This is a genomic window from Saccharopolyspora sp. NPDC045941, assembly GCF_056431445.1.
The window spans coordinates 80,741-98,035 of the sequence record NZ_JBWKKU010000003.1; the positions used below are offsets into that span (position 1 = coordinate 80,741).

Below are 17,295 nucleotides of genomic sequence, written 5' to 3' on the forward strand. Positions count from 1 at the left end.
CCGTGATCGCCGCCCGACGATCATGCTCACCGTATCCGGGCCCGGTCCGGCTGGTCACCAGCACCCGGTTGCCGCCCCGCCCGGCAGCAGCGGGCGGACCTGCTCGGCTGACGCGGCGTTGTCGAGCACGACCAGCAGTCGGGCGTCGACGGTCGCGGCGCGCCACACCGCGGCCCGCTCGTCGACGTCGTCCGGCACAGCCCGGTCCGCCACGCCGATCGTGCGCAGCAACCGGACCGGCCGAGCGCGTCCGCCGGACCGAGCGGCGAACCGGAGAACCAGGTCCGCATGGTGTACGGGTCCACGATGGCGGAGGTGATCCGCCCGGCCGCCGCCAGGTGGCCGGTTCGCGCGGCATGCTCGACCAGCTCCAGCAGCGCCACCCGGCATCCGGTCAGCCACTCCGCGGCGCTTTCGGCGTCGGTGAACGGGAATCCGCCCCGGTCGTCCGGATCCGGTTCACCGGTCAGCAGGACCCTGGTGCGGCGGGTCGCCCGCTGGTAGTGGTCCAGCACCCGTTCCAGTGCTCCCGGCTCCGGCGCGGCCTCGGCCAGCCCGCGGGCGTAGTCGGTCGCCAGGTCGTGCAGCCGGTACCGGTCGATCACCACCACGTCGAGCAGGCCGGCGTCGACGATCCGCTCCAGCAGGTGCCCGGCCTCCGGCGGTGCGGCCGTCGGCGAGCGTTGCGACGCAGTAATGGTCCGGTGCGATACCGCCCGCCGGATGCACGAGTGCGTGCTCGCCGCCGAAACCGATCCGCAGCGGACCACTCCACTGTGGACGATCCTGGCGAACGTGCACGGCATGCGCGGCGCCTACCAGCAGACGTGGGACTGCTTCGAGAAGGCCCTCGCCGGATACCGGGCGCTGGACGACAAGGAGGGCCAGACCAGGGCGCTCGGCGGGCTGGGCGCCGCGGCCAGGCCCCTGGGCCGGCACGACGAGGCCGCCGGGTACCTGACGCGGGCGCTGGGCGTCACCGAAGATCTCGGCTACGACCGCCTCCGGATCCTCATGCTGTCCAACCTCTGAATGCTCCACGGCCAGATGCGCCGGCACGACGTCGCGTTGGAACAGCTGCGCGCCGCGGCGGTGATCGCGGCCGAGCTGGACGATCCGAGCTGACCGAGAGCGCCCCGTGCCAGGTCGCCAGAGCGCGAGCGCTCCGCGGCCTGGCCCGCTGCGGTCCCCAGTAGCGCAACATCGGCGGATAGCCGTCGTCCCGCCCTGGCAGGGAGCAGAATTCGGACCTGCACCTTTTGTCCGCAAGAGACTGTTGGGTTTTCACCGCTCGAAACGCTGGAGCGGGAGCGGTCCTCGACCGCTCCCGCTCCTGCCGTTGCTCAGACCTTCTCGCCGAGCGCCTTGGTGGTGTCCACGCGCTTGCGGACGGCGAACCAGCCGATCACCAGCATCACGACCAGCACCGGCACGCACAGCAGCGTCAGCCGCCCGGCCGGGACGTCGAACCACATCAGCACCACGACCGACGCCAGGAACGCCAAGGTCGCGATCTGCGTGACCGGCGCGCCCGGCAGCCGGTAGGACGGCCGCTCCACCGCGCCGGACTTGGCCTTGCGCACGAACAGCAGGTGGCACAGCACGATCATGGACCAGGTGGTGATGATGGCGACCGCGGCGAAGTTCAGCACGATCTCGAACGCGTCACCGGGCACCACGACGTTGAGGCCGACGCCGAGCACGCACACCGCGCCGGTGAGCAGGATGCCGCCGTAGGGAACCTGGCTGCGGTTCATCAGGCCGGTGAACTTCGGCGCCGATCCGGCCGCCGACATCGACCGCAGGATCCGGCCGGTGGAGTACAGCCCGGAGTTCAGGCTGGACATCGCGGCCGTGAGCACCACGAGGTTCATCACGTCGCCGGCCCACGGGACGCCGATGCCGGAAAGCACCGTGACGAACGGGCTTTCGCCCTTCTGGTAGGCGCTGAAGGGCAGCAGCAGCGACAGCAGCACGACCGAGCCGACGTAGAAGACGGCGATCCGCCACATGATCGAGTTGATCGCCTTGGGCATGATCTTCGCGGGGTTCTCCGTCTCGCCCGCCGCGACGCCGACCAGCTCGACGGCCGAGTAGGCGAACACGATGCCCTGCACCACGAGCACCAGTGGGATCAGGCCGTTCGGCAGGATCCCGCCGTGATCGGCGATCAGGCTGAAGCCCGGCTGGTGCCCCGCGATCGGGTCGCCCAGCACCAGCAGCACGATCGCGACGCCCATGAACAGCACCAGCGCGCCGACCTTGATGATGGCGAACCAGAACTCCATCTCGCCGAAGACCTTCACCGACACCAGGTTCAGCGTGAGCACCACCGCCAGCGCGATCAGCGCCAGCACCCACTGCGGCACAGGGGCGAACAGCGACCAGTAGTGCGTGTACAGGGCGATCGCGGTGATGTCGGCGATGCCGGTGGTCGCCCAGTTCACGAAGTACATCCAGCCGGCGACGTAAGCGCCCTTCTCGCCCATGAACTCGCGCGCGTAGGACACGAACGCGCCCGAGGAAGGCCGGTACAGGATCAGCTCGCCCAGCGCGCGCACCACGAAGAACGCGAACACGCCGCACACGGCGTAGGCGATCGCCAGCGCGGGCCCGGCCGTCGCCAGCCGCCCGCCCGCGCCCATGAACAGGCCGGTGCCGATGGCGCCGCCGATCGCGATCATGTTGATGTGCCTGGCCTTGAGGGCCTTGCTGTACCCCTCGTCACCGGCGTCGACGGGCGCCTGAGCACTGCGCTCGTCGTCGCCTTGCAGGATTTGCGTCACTGATCCTCGTCTCCGATTTGAGAGCTCCGCCGGAACGCAGCGGGGTGCCCGCGCAACGAGCGATTCCCGGCAGAGCCCACGAGCCAGCTGTTCGGCGCATTCCACCAGCCGTGCAGACCCAAGTCGAGTCCACGAAACCTTCACTTCCCAAAAGGGCAACCTGCGGAGCACCTGCGATCGACGCCCGACGCGGTGGTAATGTTCGGAACTTTTTGCACCGGGCCGTTTCCGGCGATCCCGTCGGCACGGATGACGTGCCGCGAAGGCTCGATGGGGAGCCTCCGCACGCACCCGGACCTGCGTCTTCTTGGCGCGCGCCCGAATCGCGAACTTTCCTGCGATCGAACGGCTTTCGGGCCCGAACCTGGCCGCTCCGGCCGACTTGGAGACAACGTTTCAGAAACGGTAGAGCACCGAAACGTGGAGAAACAGACAGGACTCCGCCGTCGCCCCGGACATCGAGCGGATCAAGGACTGCACGCAAGACCCATGAATAGGGACATCGATCGGCGCCGAAATCCCACCGGGCACACCCTGACCGTCGACGCCAAGCCACCGACGCGAATTTGGTGCAGACCATTCGACCGAGAACCGCTGCGATCGCGCGATTTCCGGCCGCGCACGTCAACTGTCCACTGTGGCTTGTCAGGAATCGGTCGGCACGCAGCGGAGCTCGCCGACGCGCCTGGTCAGGCCTCGCCCCGGGCGCCTGCCAGCAGTTCCGCAAGCGCTTCGGCGACGTCCTGGACAGGCGGACCGGCGAGGGCCCACCCCTTCCCATCGGCGCTGAAGGGATCCCAAAGACCATCCTGGCCGAGGCGCAGCTGCACCCCGTGATCCCCGAGCGTCCACCTGTTGCGCCACACGCGCGCCTCCGGCGGTTCGCCGAGGCCGACGTCCCGCCACGCGTCGTCGATCTCCAGCTGGGCGCGGGCCGATGCTTCGCGGGGCGGCGTCCACGCATCTTCCAGCGCTGCTAGACCACTCTTCCCGGCCAGTTTCCAGGCGCGCACGGCGCGGGTGAAATCCACCGGCCGGGCAGCGGCGCGGCCCGCTCGTCCGGTCAGGTCGTCCCGGTCGGCCCGGGCGGCGAGCCGCACAGCGTCGGTCCACTGATCCGGCTCGCCCACGGGTGCACCCGCCAGCAGCGAACGCGCCCGGTCCGCCGCATCCGAGGCGAGCACGGCGATCGCGACCGCGGCGACCGGCGCCTCTTCGACGTCCGCCAGCAAAGAAGCCAGGTCCAGCGGAGCCGCCGACACCGGCCCCGGTGGGTCGGGCAAGGCCGGCGGTTGGGCCGACCACGCCTCCGCCGCAGGCGTTCCCGCCGTCGAGGCAGCAGCGCTCGCGTCCACGGCGCGGCGGGCGTTGCGCCGGTGCAACTCCTCGGTCAGCTCGTCCTCGCCCCGCCCTCGCACCAGCAGCAGCACGAACGGATCCCGGTCGAGCAGCCAGGAAACCTGGTAGGCCAAGGCGGCCGCGTGCCGGCACGGGCTGTCCCAGCCTGGGCAACCGCACTCGGGATCGAGATCGCCGTAGCCCGGGAGCAGGCGCACGTCCGCGTCGTCGGCCGCTCGGACCAGTTCGCGCGGGATGTCGCGGTCGAGCAGCGCGGCGATGTGCCCGGCGTTGCCCGCGACCTTGTCCAGGAACCGGTCCCAGCCGGCGCCGGACAGCTCGCGGAACCCGATCACCGTCGTGTGCGGGCGGTGGTGGTCGCCGTCGTGGACCGGGGCCGGAGATGCGGCCGGGGCTGACGGTGATCGCGCCCACCTGACCGGCGAACGCGTACTTGCGGCCCTTCTTGAGCTGCTCCGGGTCGAGCGCGGTGTCCTCCATCGCCTCGATCCAGGCGTTGCCCCACCAGGTGTCGGCGAACTTCTTGCCGTACCGCCTGCCCGGCGGGAACGCGGGGAAGGTGACCGCATGCCGGTGCGGATCGACCTCGTCGGCCGTGTCCTCCTCGTCCTCGTCGTCGAAGGCGATCAGGAAATCGTCGTAACCGGACACGTCAGGCGCTCCTCAATTCGACCAGCCGCCTCAGCTCCGCGTCGGAAAGCTCGCTGAGCGCGGCTTCGCCGCCGCCCAGGACCGCGTCGGCCAGCTCCTTCTTGCCCTCCAGCAGCACGGCGATGCGTTCCTCCAGCGTGCCTCCAGCGATCAGGCGGTGCACCTGGACCGGCTTGGTCTGGCCGATCCGGTACGCGCGGTCGGTCGCCTGCTCCTCGACCGCGGGGTTCCACCAGCGGTCGTAGTGCACGACGTGGTCGGCGCGGGTGAGGTTGAGACCGGTGCCGGCCGCCTTCAGCGACAACAGGAAGACCGGCACTTCACCCGCCTGGAACCGGCGCACCATCTCGTCGCGGCGGGCCACCGGGGTGCCGCCGTGCAGCAGCTGGGCGGGCACGCCGCGGTCCACTAGGTGCTTCTCCAGCAGCCTGGCCATCTGCACGTACTGGGTGAACACGAGCACCGCGCCGTCCTCGGCGAGGATGGTGTCGACCAGTTCGTCCAGCAGCTGCAACTTCTCCGAGCGAGCGGCCGAGGGACTGGCGCCCTCCTTCAGGTAGTGCGCCGGGTGGTTGCACACCTGCTTGAGGCCGACCAGCAGCTTGAGCACCAGACCGCGGCGGGCGATCTCGGTCCTGCTGTCCCGGATCTCGGCCATCACCTCCCGCACCACGCGCTCGTAGAGCGCGACCTGCTCCGGCGTGAGCGCGACGAGATGGTCGGTCTCGGTCTTCGGCGGGAGCTCGGGGGCGATTCCCGGGCCGGACTTGCGGCGCCGCAACAGGAATGGCCGCACAAGTCGGGAAAGCCGTTGCGCGGTAGGATTGTCCCGATCCTCCTCGACCGAACGCGCCCACCCGGCCCGGAAATCGCCGATCCGGCCGAGCAGACCGGGCGTGGTCCAGTCGAGGATCGCCCACAGCTCGGCGAGGTTGTTCTCCACCGGTGTACCGGTCATCGCGACCCGCGCGGACGCGGGGATCTCGCGCAACGCCTTGGCCGTACCGCTCAACCGGTTCTTGACGTGCTGCGCCTCGTCCGCGACCAGCATCCCCCAGTGGTGCCCGGCCAGGGCCGCCGCGTCGACGCGCATGGTGCCGTAGGTGGTGAGCAGGAAGCCGCCGTCGAGCCCGGCCAGCGACCGCGAGGTCCCGTGGAACCGGCGCACCGGCGTGCCCGGGGCGAACTTCTCGATCTCCCGCTCCCAGTTGCCCAGCAACGACGCGGGGCAGACGACGAGCGTCGCGCCCGCCGTCGCCGGGTCCGCCGCCCGGCGCAGGTGCAGCGCGATCAGCATGATCGTCTTGCCCAGGCCCATGTCGTCGGCGAGGCAGCCACCGAGCCCCAACGCGGTCATCCGGTGCAGCCACCGCAAACCCCGCTGCTGGTAGTCGCGCAGCGTGGCGTGCAGCGCCTCGGGTTGGCCGAGAGGTTCGGGGCCACCATCGGGATCCGCCACCTGCTCCACCAGCGCGCCCAGCCAACCGGACGCGACCGCTTCGACGCGGGCGCCTTCGTTGCTCCGCAATTTCCATTGAAATTGAAGGTCCAATTTCAATGGAAATTGCGGTGGACGCAGCTCCGCGATGCCGAGACCTTCGTATGCGCGCACCGGCGGCAGGTCCCGTTCGCGCGCCCTGCGCGCCAGCTCCGGCTCCACCAGCAGCCATTGCTCACGCAACCGCACCACCGGCCCACTTTTGGCCACGACGTCCATCTCGACGTCCTCGAGCGGCTCACCGGCGAGCGTGAGTTGCCAACTCAGCGGCAGCGGCGAGGACTCGCGCAGGAAGGCGGCGACGTCCTGAGGCCGCTCGCCAGGCGCCGATACGACGACCCGGGCGTTGAGCTCCCGGGACAGTTCCGGCGGCCACTCGATGTCGATCCCGGCCGCCGCCAACCGCGCCTCGGTCCCGCCGAGCAGGTCTTCGACGTCCTCGTCGACGAGTTCCAACTCGACCGGCTCGGCCTCGACGAGCAGGCTCTCCAGCGGCGACCAGATCCGGGCGGCGCGGCGCAACGCGAGCATGGCTTCGAACGTCGCGCGCTCGCCGAACCTGTGGCCCTCTCCCGCCCACAGCGCCTCGGCGTCCACGACCTGCGTCGGATCGGCGAGGTTCCGAAGCCGGACCACTGCCGTGAACGGGCTCGTGCCGAGCTCACCGCGGACTTCGAGGCGCAACGCGACTCGGAGCCCGGCGTCCACGCCCACGGCAACCTGCCGCGCCCACTCGCGGAGGTCTTCGTCGGCCGCCGTGCGCTCGTCGGCGGCGTAGCGCGGATCGCCTGTGAGCCACACCGCACCGGGCGTGCGCGGCATCGTGTCGGCGACCGCGTCGAGGAACCCGCGCAACAGCCGCTCGGGATCCGGCAGCACGAGCGGTTCGGCTGCCGGATCCAGCGGAATCGCTCGCGCGCTCGCCGGCATCGCGGCGGCCAGCGCGCGGAGCCGTTCGACGTCGGCGACGTCGAACGGCCCGATCCGCCAGGAATCGACCCCGTCCGGCGAGACGCCGGGCAGCACGCGGCCACGGGCGACCAGGTGCAATGCCAGCTTCGCCGCGGCGGAGTGGAAGACCGCCGATGGATGCGCCTCCCGCTCGTCGCGCATCGCCACGAGCAGTGGCAACGCCTGTGCCACTGCTATCCGACGGGCGGGCACTCGACGAGCGCCGACAGCACCGTCCTCGACCAGGGTGACCACCGGTTCGGCGGGCTCCCCCGAAGTCAGGTCCGCCGGGAGCGGACCACCGCCCGGGTCGTGGACGACGAACGCGCCCGCCCGCGGCGGATCCGCCGGATCGAACACCACCGCGCACCGCCCCAGCCGCACCCGCGCCTCCTCCCGCACCCAGCTTTCCGGACAGCGTACCGTATGTCGTACGGTTGATGGCGGCTCAGGATTCAGTGTTCACCGGCTCATCGGCGGAGACCGGGCCGAGCGTCGGACGCTTCGCCTTGCGGCCGTCGCCCGAGGAGCGGCCGAGCATGCGGCGCCCGAGCCACGGCCCGACGAAGCCCGCCACCCACCGGAGCTCCGCCTCGGCTACCCGCCACGCCGACAATTCCTGTTGCACCGGAAGGGATTTGCTCCACGCATCGTCGCCGTCCGGAAGTTCCAGGGCGTGGGCGACGGCGCCCGCCAGCCGCGTGTGACCGAGGGCGTTGAGGTGCAGCCGATCGCCACTCCACAGTCGAGGATCGGATGTCACGGCGTGGGCCGAGAGGTCCGCGACCACCGCCCCGTGGCGTTGCGCGGCCGCCCGGATCCGGTCGTTGAAGTCCCGGGTCCGCGCGTTGAGCAGCCGCCCGGCCGGCAAGCGCTGCCCGGGGTCGGGATAGGTGAAGGTGACGACGGTCGCCCCGGTGGCCGCGAAAGAGCCGAGCATGTGCTCGATGTGGCCGCACACGGCCGCGGCATCGAAGCGGGGGCGGATCAGGTCGTTCACCCCGGCCATGACGGTGACCAGATCCGGGGCCTGCGCGAGCGCCGGCGACAACTGCTCCGCGCGCACCTCGTGGGCCAGTCGCCCGCGCACCGCCAGGTTCGCGTACAGCAGGTTCGGGTTCACGGCGGCGAGCCGTTCGGCCAGGCGGTCCGCCCAGCCGCGATATCCCCGCGCATCATCGCCGTCGTTGAGCCCTTCGGTCTGGCTGTCGCCGAGCGCCACGAACCGGGCGTAGCGCGGAGTGCGGTCATCCCTGGACATCGGCACCCGCCCTGGCTCGCAGCACCGAGGCGGTCGCGTTGCACCAGTCGCGGTTCTCGCTCTCGAACCGCCGCCCCCGCAAGCACGTCAGGTAGGGACCGATCTTCGCAGCGCTCGCAAGGAATTCCGCTTCGTCGAGCTCACCGCGCATCTTGCGCAGGAGCTTGTCGAAGAGCTCGATCTTCGCCTCGGCGATCGCCGAGCGCCCTTCGAGCTGGCCGATCAGCTCGGCCGCATCGACCGAATCGGCCGCCGCGACCTTGACCAGGAGATCGTCGCGGATGAACGACGGCTTGGACGGGGCGGCGGCGAACCGCTGGAGCTCGGCCAGACCCGCGTCCGTGACCGTGAAAAGCCGCTTGTTCGGCCGGGCCTCCTGCACGATCTCGCGGCCGGAGACCAGCCCGTCCTGCTCCAGCTTCGCCAGCTCCGAGTAGAGCTGCTGCGGCAGCGCGTGCCAGAAGTTGGCCATCCCGACGTCGAACGCCTTCGCCAGCTGGTAACCGCTGAACTCGCCGTCCAGCAACGCCGCCAGCACCGCATGCCGCAAGGCCATCGCACATCACTCCCTAGCCGAGGCCGTCCAGCGCCACTATAGTCAATTTTAGGACTAATCATATCCTTGACCAAGGAGCCCCGTGGATACCATCGACCGCTTCCGCACCGCGGTGGAAGAGCGCGACGTCGACGCGCTGGAGGCGCTGTTCGCGCCCGAGCCGAGGTTCTTCAGCCCGATCAAGTTCAGCCCGTTCGAAGGGCGAGCCATGGTCCTGGGCGTCTTCGGCGTCCTCATGCGGCGCGTCTTCGACGAGTTCCGCTACGTCGGCGAGCTGCAGGGCACGGCGGAAACGGCGACGGGCGCGGCGGCGGACTCGCACGTGCTGATCTTCCGCGCGATGGTGAACGGCAAGCAGATCCACGGAATCGACCTGATCCAACTGGACGAAACCGGCCTGATCGACGAGTTCACGGTCATGGTCCGCCCCCTGAGCGCGGTAACGGCCCTAGGCGAGGCGGTACACGCAGCCCTCATCGCAGAAGGCCTGCTCCCCAACGGGAGCTGACACATTCAGCTCGCGAACCGGCCACCTCGACAGACCATGGACCACCGGGGTGCTGTCCTATGTAGAGGGCGCTCGAAAAGCCCATCGCCGCCTGGGTTGGCGGGCTTGGAACGCACGCCGGAGGCGAAGCGGGTCTGTCCTCTTCGCGTTCCCGCTCAAGCACGATCTAGCGGCGGCTGGGCCACAGGCCGCAGCGTGCTCTAGCTCCCCGAGGGCACGAGCACGATTCTGCCGAATACTTCGCCGGCATCCATTTTCCGGTGGGCCAGCACAGCTTGCTCCAACGGCAGCACCTCGTGCACGACCGTGTCCAGTTCGCCGCGACTCGCGGCGGCGAACAGCTCGGCGGTCACGGCCTGCCGGTCAGCCGCGGGCACGGTGTTGGCGCTGAAGGTGGCGAACGACAACGACTTCTGGAAAGCCGCGAACATCTCCGTGGCGAAGTCCGCCGGCGGGTCACCTGCGACTGCGCCGACGGCCACCATGCGGCCGTTCGGGTTGAGCTTGGCGAAGAACGAAGGCAGCTCCGCGCCGGCGACGATGTCGATGATGACGTCGTAGCCTTCGGGAGCGTCCTCACCCCCGCCGGCGCGGTCCAGCACGTGAGTCGCGCCGAGCTTGCGCAGACGATCGCCACGTTCGGATGACGATGTGGTGACCGCCACCGCGCCGGCACCACCACGAGCCGCGAGCTGGACCGCCATGATCCCGATGCCACCGGCCGCGCCGCGCACCAGCACCGTCTCGCCGGGAACGAAGCGGGCATGGCGAAGGCCGAAGTGGGCTACCACTCCGGAGCTCCCGAGCGTCACCGCGTCGGCGGCCGACATGGTCGCCGGGAGGGGGAGGAGCGTCGCGGCCGGGGCGATCGCTTGCTCGGCGTAGCCGCCGCCCACGCCGGTGAAGGCCCACACGCGCTGACCGACCCATGATGCGTCGACGCCATCGCCGACCGCGGCCACGGTGCCCGCTATCTCACCGCCGAGGATGTGACCGTCCTTGAAGCCGTAGGCGGCGAGAGCGCCGCTTCGGATCACGGCGTCGACGCCGCCGACGCCGATCGCCTCGGTGGCGATCAGCACCTGCCCGTCGGCGGGACTCGGGGTGGGGAGGTCGATGATCGCGAGGCCCTCGGGACTTCCGAACGCCTGCACCGCAACTGCTTTCACTGTCATCTCCGTGCTCTGGGGTCGATCGGGACTCGGCGGCGGACAGTAACGGACGCTGCCGTCCGTTTTGGCTAAAGTGAGAGCGTGCCCGATCGTTTGCCTCACATCCTGCGCTCCGATGCCCGGGACAACCGCGAACGCATCCTCGACGCGGCTCGTGCGGTGTTCGCCGCCGAAGGTCTGAACGTGCCGATGCAGGGGATCGCCCGGTGCGCCGGGGTCGGCCCCGCCACCCTGTACCGCCATTTCCCCACCAAGGAGATGCTGGCCACCGAGGCCTTCGCGGACCAGATGCGCACGTGCTACGCCATCGTCGACGAGGGGCTCGCCGACCCGGACCCGTGGCACGGCTTCTGCCTGGTGATCGAGAAGCTCTTCGAGCTGCACGCACGCGACCGGGGCTTCACCACAGCCTTCATGTCGGCCTTCCCCAACGCGATGGACTTCGCCACGGACCGCGAACGGGCGTTGAAGTCGATCGCGGAATTGACCCGCCGCGCCAAGGACGCCGGTCGCCTGCGCCCCGACGTCGTCTTGGACGACCTGATCCTCGTGCTCATGGCCAACAGCGGCATCCAGGCCGCTTCCCCGACTGCCCGCGTCGCCACTTCCCGGCGCTTCGCCGAGCTCACGATCCAGGCGTTCCAAGCCTCGTCGCCGACGCCAGATCGACAGGAGATGGCATCATCCCGACCTCCTCACCGACCGTGAACGGCACACCATTCCGCACCGGATGACGAAGACGGGCCGGACGACGATCGCCATGTCGACGGCGGCGCCTGGATTGCCGGGCGCGCTGACGTACAGCGCCGCCGGGACGGCGAGGTAGTCGATGTCGAGTGCGGCGTCCGGGCGGCCCAGGCTCACGTCTTCGCCTGTTCCGTTGTCATGCCAGGTTCCCAGCGACGTGGGGCTTTCCGGACGCTAGGCGCGTCGTCGCGGGGTTCACCACGTCTCCCCCGGATTTGCGTCAGCGTTCCGGTAAAGCCGTCAGTGCCGTTGGCTGGTTCATGCAGGCGGCATCTTTCCCGGGTACGGCACCTCGGGCCGGAGCGCTTGGAGCCGGTCGATCTCCGCGCGCGAGAGCTGGCCGTTGCAGGCCTTCTTCGCGACCGACATGGCGGCGACATCGTTTCCGACGGCCTGTGGCGCGTTCCGCGGCCGTCCACCATGGACGTTGCGCGAGTGCTGTTGCATGATGGCCCAAGCGTAGACGGCGCGCTGTTCTTTCGCGCTCCCCATGAACTGCTTGATCAACCAGATCAGGACGAAGAGGAACGCGATGGCGATGAGGAGCATCATGACCCCAGCTCCGGGACCGGCCTCGTCGCCCGGATTGGCCGGTGCGAAGAGGATGTACGCTCCCCCTGCTCCGCAGAGGACGATCATCAGCAGGGAGAACACGATCTGCGTGATCCAGTACCCGCTGCCCTTGTAGACGCGCGTTTGCTTGGCTTCGGTCATAGCGGGTACTCGCTGTTCGAGAGGGGCTGGGAGGCCGTGGTCGCGGCGGAGTCGCCGCACGACGATCTCCCGGATGGCGAGGACCGGGGCCATGTCGAGCACGATGGTGCCCACCAGGTCCGTCCCGTTGACAGCGGCGGTTCGGCGGCCGTGCTTCTGGCCAAACCACTTCCCTTCGCCGAGCGGATTTAGGCTTCGTGCGCCGAGCGCTCGTGACCAGCGGAGCGAGGACGTAGCCGCCTGGACCGCTTCGAGGGCTTGGAGCTGCGATGCGCTCCAACAATAGATCGGAAGTCTCGCCGCGGCGGCGAAAACCTCGACGTGCGCGCTTGATCACACCGCGAGCAGGAGGCCGGTAACGGCCCGCCGGCCACCTGCCGGGGAAGTGATCCCACGTGCAGGTGGCCGGCGGCGTGTCCGGAGTGCTTCAGCCGGTGACCGCGTGGTGCCCCTCGACGGCGACCGGGGTCGGCGCGACCGGCAGGTCGGCCGCCCCGCCCTGCGACCCGGTCGACGGAGTCGTGCCCGACGACGGCGGCTTCATCCGGCAGGAAGGCACGCGGCCGTGCGGACCGCTGTTCGCTGGCGCGTCTTTGACCGACTCCGTCAAGAGGGGACGTACGGGGCCGGGTGACGGCTTCGGCAGCGGGATTCGCAGCCGAAGCCGTCACCCGGCAGGTGGAGCTCAGCGCCAGCCGAGGGCGGGCGCGACGTGGGTGAGGATGCTGTCCAGCACGTGGCTGTTGTAGTCCACCCCGAGCTGGTTGGGCACGGTCAGCAGCAGCGTGTCGGCCTCCGCGATCGCCTCGTCCTCGGCCAGCTGCCGCACCAGCACGTCGGGCTCGGCGGCGTAGGTGCGGCCGAAGATGGACCGCGTGTTCTCTTCGATGTAGCCGACGTGGTCCGCGCTGCCGCTGTCGCGGCCGAAGTACGCGCGGTCCAGGTCATTGGTGAGCGCGAAGATGCTGCGCGACACCGACACGCGCGGTTCGCGCTGCCACCCGGCGTCGGCCCACGCCTTGCGGAACGCGCGGATCTGCTCGGCCTGCTGCACGTGGAACGGCGACCCGCCCTCGTCGTCCTTGAGGGTCGAGCTCATCAGGTTCATGCCGAGCTTGGCCGCCCACACCGCGGTGCTGTTAGAGGCGGCGCCCCACCAGATCCGCTCCCGCAGGCCCTCGGAGTGCGGCTCGACACGCAGCAGCCCGGGCGGGTTGGCGAACATCGGGCGCGGGTTCGGCTCGGCGAACCCCTCGCCTTCCAGCACCTTCAGCAGCACCTCTGTGTGACTGCGGGCCATCTCGGCTTCGGTCTCGCCCTCGTTCGGCCGGTAGCCGAAGTACCGCCACCCATCGATCACCTGCTCCGGCGAGCCGCGGCTGATGCCGAGCTGGAGCCTGCCCTCGGAGATCAGGTCCGCCGCCCCGGCGTCCTCCGCCATGTACATCGGGTTCTCGTACCGCATGTCGATCACGCCGGTGCCGATCTCGATGCGCGAGGTCTTGGCGCCGATCGCGGCCAGCAGCGGGAACGGGGAGCCCTGCTGCTGGGCGAAGTGGTGCACCCGGAAGAAAGCACCGTCGGCACCGAGCTCCTCGGCCGCCACGGCGAGGTCGATGGCCTGCAGCAACGAGTCGGAGGCGGTCCTGGTCTGCGAATGCGGAGTGTCGGACCAGTGCCCGAACGACAGGAATCCGATGCGCTTCATAACCGCTCCAACGCCCCGGCCCACCGGCTGATTCCTCGGCCTTCGTCACAGCACGTGCCGGACCGGGAGCTCGCATTCAGGTCGCGGAGCGGTCCAGGGCGTCGACCAGGTCCACGACGCCGACCGGCGCGGGTTCACCGGCAAGGTGCCAGTGGCGAGTGCCGGTCGACCAGGTCACGATCAGCGGAGTACCGCGACCTGGCCGATCACCGGCTGGCGCATACGGCGGCTTGACATCGGCCTTCCCGCAGCAGGCCCGCACATCGTCCACAAGAGACGCTGGGCCGTCGATGCGGGATTCTCAACGGGTTCCGATCACACCTGCGAGCTCAGCCGACTGCGGCGCCGAACCAGCGCGGCAGTCGGCTGAGCAGATCCTGCTGATCGTCGCCGACCCAGGCCACGTGGCCGTCCGGCCGCAGCAGCACGGCGGGCACGTCCAGTTCCTCGCTGGTGTCGACGACGTGGTCGACCCGGTCCGCCCAGCCCTCCACCGAGAGCAGGCCGCTCCGGTCGAGCAGCAGGCCACGGCCACCGCGCATCAGCTCGTAGAGGCGCCCCTGCTTCAGCGTCACGTCCCGCAGCCGCCGACCGAGCAGGTCATGCCCCTCGCCGAAGTCGTAGCGGATGTCGATCGCGGTCATCTTCTCGATCAGGTACCGGCACACCTCCTCGAAGTCCATCAGTTCCGACACCAGCCGGCGCACCGCCTGCGGGCCGGGCTCGGTGGACAGCAGCTCCATCTGGGCGCGCGTGTTGTCCAGCACGGCAGCGGCCACCGGGTGCCGTTCTGCCTGGTAGCTGTCCAGCAGTCCCTCCGGTGCCCAGCCGGCGAGCTCGGCGGCCAGTTTCCAGCCGAGGTTGAACGCGTCCTGGACGCCGAGGTTGAGCCCCTGCCCGCCCATCGGCGGGTGGATGTGCGCCGCATCGCCGGCCAGCAGCACCCTGCCGACCCGGTATCGCTCGGCCAGCCGGGTGGCGTTGCCGAAGCGGGACAGCCAGCGCGGCGAGTGCGCACCGAAGTCGGTTCCGACGAACACCCGCAGCTGCTGCCTGATCTCCTCGAGGGTCGGCGGAACCGAGCGATCTTCGGCCACCGCCGCGGCAGGCACGACGACGCGGTAGAAGCCGTCGCCGGCGGGCCCGGCCCCGACCAGCCGATTGGTCTTGCGGATCTCGGCCACCACTTCGGCCACCGTCTCCGGCGGCGCGGTGACCTCCAGCTCGCCCAGCAGCATGTCGGTCGTGGAGGGCTCGCCGGGGAAGGCGATACCGAGCAACTTCCGCACCGCGCTGCGGCCACCGTCACAGCCGACGAGGTAGCGCGCACGCAACCGCGTGCCGTCGGCCAGCTCGGCGGTCACCCCGTGGTCGTCCTGGCTGAGCCCGACCAGTTCGCAGCCGCGCCGGATCTCGGTGCCGACCTCCTCGGCGTGCTCGACCAGCAGGCGATCGGTGATGGTCTGCGGGATGCCGAGGACGTACGAATGCGCGGTGTCCAACCTGTCCGGCGACGGCTTGGCGATACCGGCGAAGAAACCATGGAGCGGATACTCCTGGCCGTGCGCGAGAAACCGCTCCAGCAGGCCGCGCTGGTCCATGATCTCGATGCTGCGCACGTGCATGCCGAGCCCGCGGACGTGCTCGGCCGGCTCCGCCTCCTTCTCCAGCACGAGCACGCGCACACCGTGCAGCCGCAGCTCACCGGCCAGCATCGAGCCGGTCGGCCCGCCACCGGCAATGATCACGTCGTACATGAATCCCCGATTCAGCAAGGTTGCGTTCGGCCAGCGCCCGCACAATTCCGCAGGTTCTGGCTCCGGCCGGAGATTCTGCGGCACCACCTGGGTCTTGCCGCAAGCCCCCCGGTGCGCTATATGTTGAAGTGGGAGGGAATGCATTCCCTATTTTGGCGTCCGATGTGGACGAAAAAGATCACCTTGAAGTCGCGTCGCTCTCCCGGAGTGGTCGCCGCGCTGCATGCGCCGAAGATGTCGATCCGATGCAGTCGTCCAGGCCCGCTCCAGGCCACCGAATCTCCGAGCGACACTTCAGATCCGTCCGCAGAATTCACGCACCCACCGAACTCGCGATGCGCCTGGAAATGACTGCCCGCAGGTGTCACGTCACTTCAGGCAGCCCCACGAGACCGGTCTCGTGCACGGCCACCGGGAGGGTGCGGTAGTCCGCTACCAACTCGACATCGAAGCCGTCCGCCGCCTGGGCCTGGACTTCCTCCAAGCACTGCACCGGTGAGTCCTGGGCGCGCGACACTCGGAGAAGTGTTCTCGGTGGATCATCTGCAGCAGTCGGGCCCGCGTTGGATCTCGGCTGCAGAACTCCTCCGTCAGGCTTCGGCAACGAGCTCGGACTCGGCTTCCGGCAATGGCCGAGGGGTGGTTTCCGCGCCGGTCTCACCGGAGCGGTGGCGAGCGTGCCAGCGCGTGTAGACCGGATTGCGGGCGCAGGCCGACTCGTGGGCCTCGGCCACGTGCCTGCCGATGAAGTCAGCGGATTCGGCCAGCGGGCCGTCGCGATGCCAGGCCACCAGGTGCCGGTACCAGATCGGATTGCCCGCGATGGGACGTATCGCGAGGCCCGGAACCTCGTCGAACGTGGCCTGGCAGAGGCTGACCGCGTGGCCGTGGCGCACGATGTCCACGAGCAATCGGCCCTCCGCCACGTACGGCATGCGCACTCGCCTGCCGGTGCCGAGCACGACTCTCGCCCAATACTCCGGAGTGCGGTCGTCAGGACGCGGCCCCGCCCAATCCTCGCGCACCAGATCGGCGAGCTCGACCTCGTCCTGGTCCGCCAGGGGATGTGCGGCGGGCAGCATCGCGAAAACCGGCTCGGTGGCGACCGGATGCAGCACGACCCCGCCTTGGGGCGGCAGCTCGTATCCGGGGTTGTCGCCGACCACCGCCGCTTCCAGGCGGCCCGCGGCGACATCGTCGACCAGCGGTATCGGGGAGTACTGCTCGCGGGAGGTGATCTCGGCCTGCGGGTGCAACGTCCGGGCGGCTTCGATCAGACCGCCGAGCAGCGGCGCGTTGACCGACCCGAGGCGAATCCGGCGGGGCGGCATCGCCTCCGAGCGGGCAGCCAGCGCGGCGGTGTTCATCAGCTCGTCGAGGGTGGGCAACACCGCCCTCGCACGGGAGAGGACCAGTTCACCGAGCGCGGTGGGCGACACCCCGCTGGTGCGGCGATCGAACAGCCGCCCGCCGAGCATGGTCTCGATTCGCCGCAACTGGGCGCTCAGGCCGGGCTGGGTCAGGTGCAGCGCGGCGGCTGCGCGGGTCAGACTGCCCGTTTCCGCGATCGTGCAAACAACGCGCAGATGGCGAACTTCCAGCTCCATAGCGCGATGTTATGGGCAGC

16 protein-coding genes are annotated in these 17,295 nt (G+C 69.8%); 3 read left to right on the forward strand and 13 right to left on the reverse strand.

The window, feature by feature from the left end:
• Positions 1 to 26: 26 nt before the first annotated feature.
• Positions 27 to 806 carry a hypothetical protein gene (locus AC07FN_RS03460; RefSeq protein WP_478394150.1) on the reverse strand — a complete coding sequence of 260 codons (780 nt, stop codon included), beginning with the start codon at positions 804 to 806 and terminating at the stop codon, positions 27 to 29.
• On the opposite strand from AC07FN_RS03460, the gene AC07FN_RS03465 reads away from it, so the two are divergent.
• On the forward strand, positions 805 to 1,032 hold the full coding sequence (locus AC07FN_RS03465) for a tetratricopeptide repeat protein (RefSeq protein ID WP_478394265.1): 228 nt from the start codon (positions 805 to 807) through the stop codon (positions 1,030 to 1,032). The two genes, AC07FN_RS03460 and AC07FN_RS03465, sit on opposite strands and share 2 nt — an antisense overlap.
• A gap of 311 nt (positions 1,033 to 1,343) precedes the next feature.
• On the opposite strand, the gene AC07FN_RS03470 is transcribed toward AC07FN_RS03465, so the two are convergent.
• The 5 genes from AC07FN_RS03470 to AC07FN_RS03490 all read right to left on the reverse strand — a co-directional run bounded on the left by AC07FN_RS03470 (position 1,344) and on the right by AC07FN_RS03490 (position 9,062).
• Positions 1,344 to 2,684, reverse strand: a complete 1,341-nt coding sequence (locus AC07FN_RS03470) for an amino acid permease (RefSeq protein ID WP_478394266.1) — start codon at positions 2,682 to 2,684, stop codon at positions 1,344 to 1,346.
• 791 nt (positions 2,685 to 3,475) lie between these two features.
• Positions 3,476 to 4,480, reverse strand: coding sequence for an SWIM zinc finger family protein (locus AC07FN_RS03475; RefSeq protein WP_478394151.1), 1,005 nt, complete (start codon positions 4,478 to 4,480; stop codon positions 3,476 to 3,478).
• Positions 4,481 to 4,797: 317 nt separating this feature from the next.
• The gene (locus AC07FN_RS03480; protein ID WP_478394267.1) at positions 4,798 to 7,407 is read right to left on the reverse strand and encodes a DEAD/DEAH box helicase; all 2,610 of its coding nucleotides are present in this window, start codon (positions 7,405 to 7,407) and stop codon (positions 4,798 to 4,800) included.
• 286 nt (positions 7,408 to 7,693) lie between these two features.
• Positions 7,694 to 8,506 (reverse strand): SGNH/GDSL hydrolase family protein, encoded by an 813-nt coding sequence (locus AC07FN_RS03485; protein ID WP_478394152.1) that lies wholly within the window; start codon positions 8,504 to 8,506, stop codon positions 7,694 to 7,696.
• Positions 8,493 to 9,062 (reverse strand): PadR family transcriptional regulator, encoded by a 570-nt coding sequence (locus AC07FN_RS03490; protein WP_478394153.1) that lies wholly within the window; start codon positions 9,060 to 9,062, stop codon positions 8,493 to 8,495. Before AC07FN_RS03490 ends, AC07FN_RS03485 begins: the two co-directional genes overlap by 14 nt.
• A gap of 82 nt (positions 9,063 to 9,144) precedes the next feature.
• Between AC07FN_RS03490 and AC07FN_RS03495 the strand changes: the two genes are divergently transcribed.
• A complete protein-coding gene (locus AC07FN_RS03495; RefSeq protein ID WP_478394154.1) occupies positions 9,145 to 9,570 on the forward strand; it encodes a nuclear transport factor 2 family protein in 426 nt (141 codons plus the stop codon).
• 200 nt (positions 9,571 to 9,770) lie between these two features.
• Here AC07FN_RS03495 and AC07FN_RS03500 read toward each other — a convergent pair whose 3' ends face one another.
• Positions 9,771 to 10,739, reverse strand: coding sequence for a zinc-binding dehydrogenase (locus AC07FN_RS03500; protein ID WP_478394155.1), 969 nt, complete (start codon positions 10,737 to 10,739; stop codon positions 9,771 to 9,773).
• Positions 10,740 to 10,823: 84 nt separating this feature from the next.
• On the opposite strand from AC07FN_RS03500, the gene AC07FN_RS03505 reads away from it, so the two are divergent.
• Complete coding sequence (locus AC07FN_RS03505; protein ID WP_478394156.1) at positions 10,824 to 11,450, forward strand: TetR/AcrR family transcriptional regulator; 627 nt, start codon at positions 10,824 to 10,826, stop codon at positions 11,448 to 11,450.
• On the opposite strand, the gene AC07FN_RS03510 is transcribed toward AC07FN_RS03505, so the two are convergent.
• From AC07FN_RS03510 to AC07FN_RS03535, 6 genes are all read right to left on the reverse strand, one after another.
• The gene (locus AC07FN_RS03510; protein ID WP_478394157.1) at positions 11,424 to 11,606 is read right to left on the reverse strand and encodes a hypothetical protein; all 183 of its coding nucleotides are present in this window, start codon (positions 11,604 to 11,606) and stop codon (positions 11,424 to 11,426) included. The two genes, AC07FN_RS03505 and AC07FN_RS03510, sit on opposite strands and share 27 nt — an antisense overlap.
• Before the next feature lie 141 nt (positions 11,607 to 11,747).
• The gene (locus AC07FN_RS03515) at positions 11,748 to 12,317 is read right to left on the reverse strand and encodes a hypothetical protein (protein ID WP_478394158.1); all 570 of its coding nucleotides are present in this window, start codon (positions 12,315 to 12,317) and stop codon (positions 11,748 to 11,750) included.
• A gap of 571 nt (positions 12,318 to 12,888) precedes the next feature.
• Complete coding sequence (locus AC07FN_RS03520; protein ID WP_478394159.1) at positions 12,889 to 13,911, reverse strand: LLM class flavin-dependent oxidoreductase; 1,023 nt, start codon at positions 13,909 to 13,911, stop codon at positions 12,889 to 12,891.
• A 329-nt stretch (positions 13,912 to 14,240) separates the two neighbouring features.
• Positions 14,241 to 15,668, reverse strand: a complete 1,428-nt coding sequence (gene rox, locus AC07FN_RS03525; protein ID WP_478394160.1) for a rifampin monooxygenase — start codon at positions 15,666 to 15,668, stop codon at positions 14,241 to 14,243.
• A gap of 364 nt (positions 15,669 to 16,032) precedes the next feature.
• Complete coding sequence (locus AC07FN_RS03530; RefSeq protein ID WP_478394161.1) at positions 16,033 to 16,185, reverse strand: hypothetical protein; 153 nt, start codon at positions 16,183 to 16,185, stop codon at positions 16,033 to 16,035.
• 73 nt (positions 16,186 to 16,258) lie between these two features.
• Positions 16,259 to 17,275: a LysR family transcriptional regulator gene (locus tag AC07FN_RS03535; protein ID WP_478394162.1), complete on the reverse strand. Its 1,017-nt coding sequence runs from the start codon at positions 17,273 to 17,275 to the stop codon at positions 16,259 to 16,261.
• Between the last annotated feature and the right edge of the window lie 20 nt (positions 17,276 to 17,295).

Coding starts and splice junctions, on each gene's coding strand:
- AC07FN_RS03535 (WP_478394162.1), bottom strand. CDS start 17,275: ATGGAGCTGGAAGTTCGCCATCTGCGCGTTGTTTGCACGATCGCGGAA.
- AC07FN_RS03485 (WP_478394152.1), bottom strand. CDS start 8,506: ATGTCCAGGGATGACCGCACTCCGCGCTACGCCCGGTTCGTGGCGCTC.
- AC07FN_RS03470 (WP_478394266.1), bottom strand. CDS start 2,684: ATGATCGCGATCGGCGGCGCCATCGGCACCGGCCTGTTCATGGGCGCG.
- AC07FN_RS03460 (WP_478394150.1), bottom strand. CDS start 806: ATGCCGTGCACGTTCGCCAGGATCGTCCACAGTGGAGTGGTCCGCTGC.
- AC07FN_RS03480 (WP_478394267.1), bottom strand. CDS start 7,407: ATGCGCGACGAGCGGGAGGCGCATCCATCGGCGGTCTTCCACTCCGCC.
- AC07FN_RS03520 (WP_478394159.1), bottom strand. CDS start 13,911: ATGAAGCGCATCGGATTCCTGTCGTTCGGGCACTGGTCCGACACTCCG.
- AC07FN_RS03490 (WP_478394153.1), bottom strand. CDS start 9,062: ATGGCCTTGCGGCATGCGGTGCTGGCGGCGTTGCTGGACGGCGAGTTC.
- AC07FN_RS03465 (WP_478394265.1), top strand. CDS start 805: ATGCGCGGCGCCTACCAGCAGACGTGGGACTGCTTCGAGAAGGCCCTC.
- rox (WP_478394160.1), bottom strand. CDS start 15,668: ATGTACGACGTGATCATTGCCGGTGGCGGGCCGACCGGCTCGATGCTG.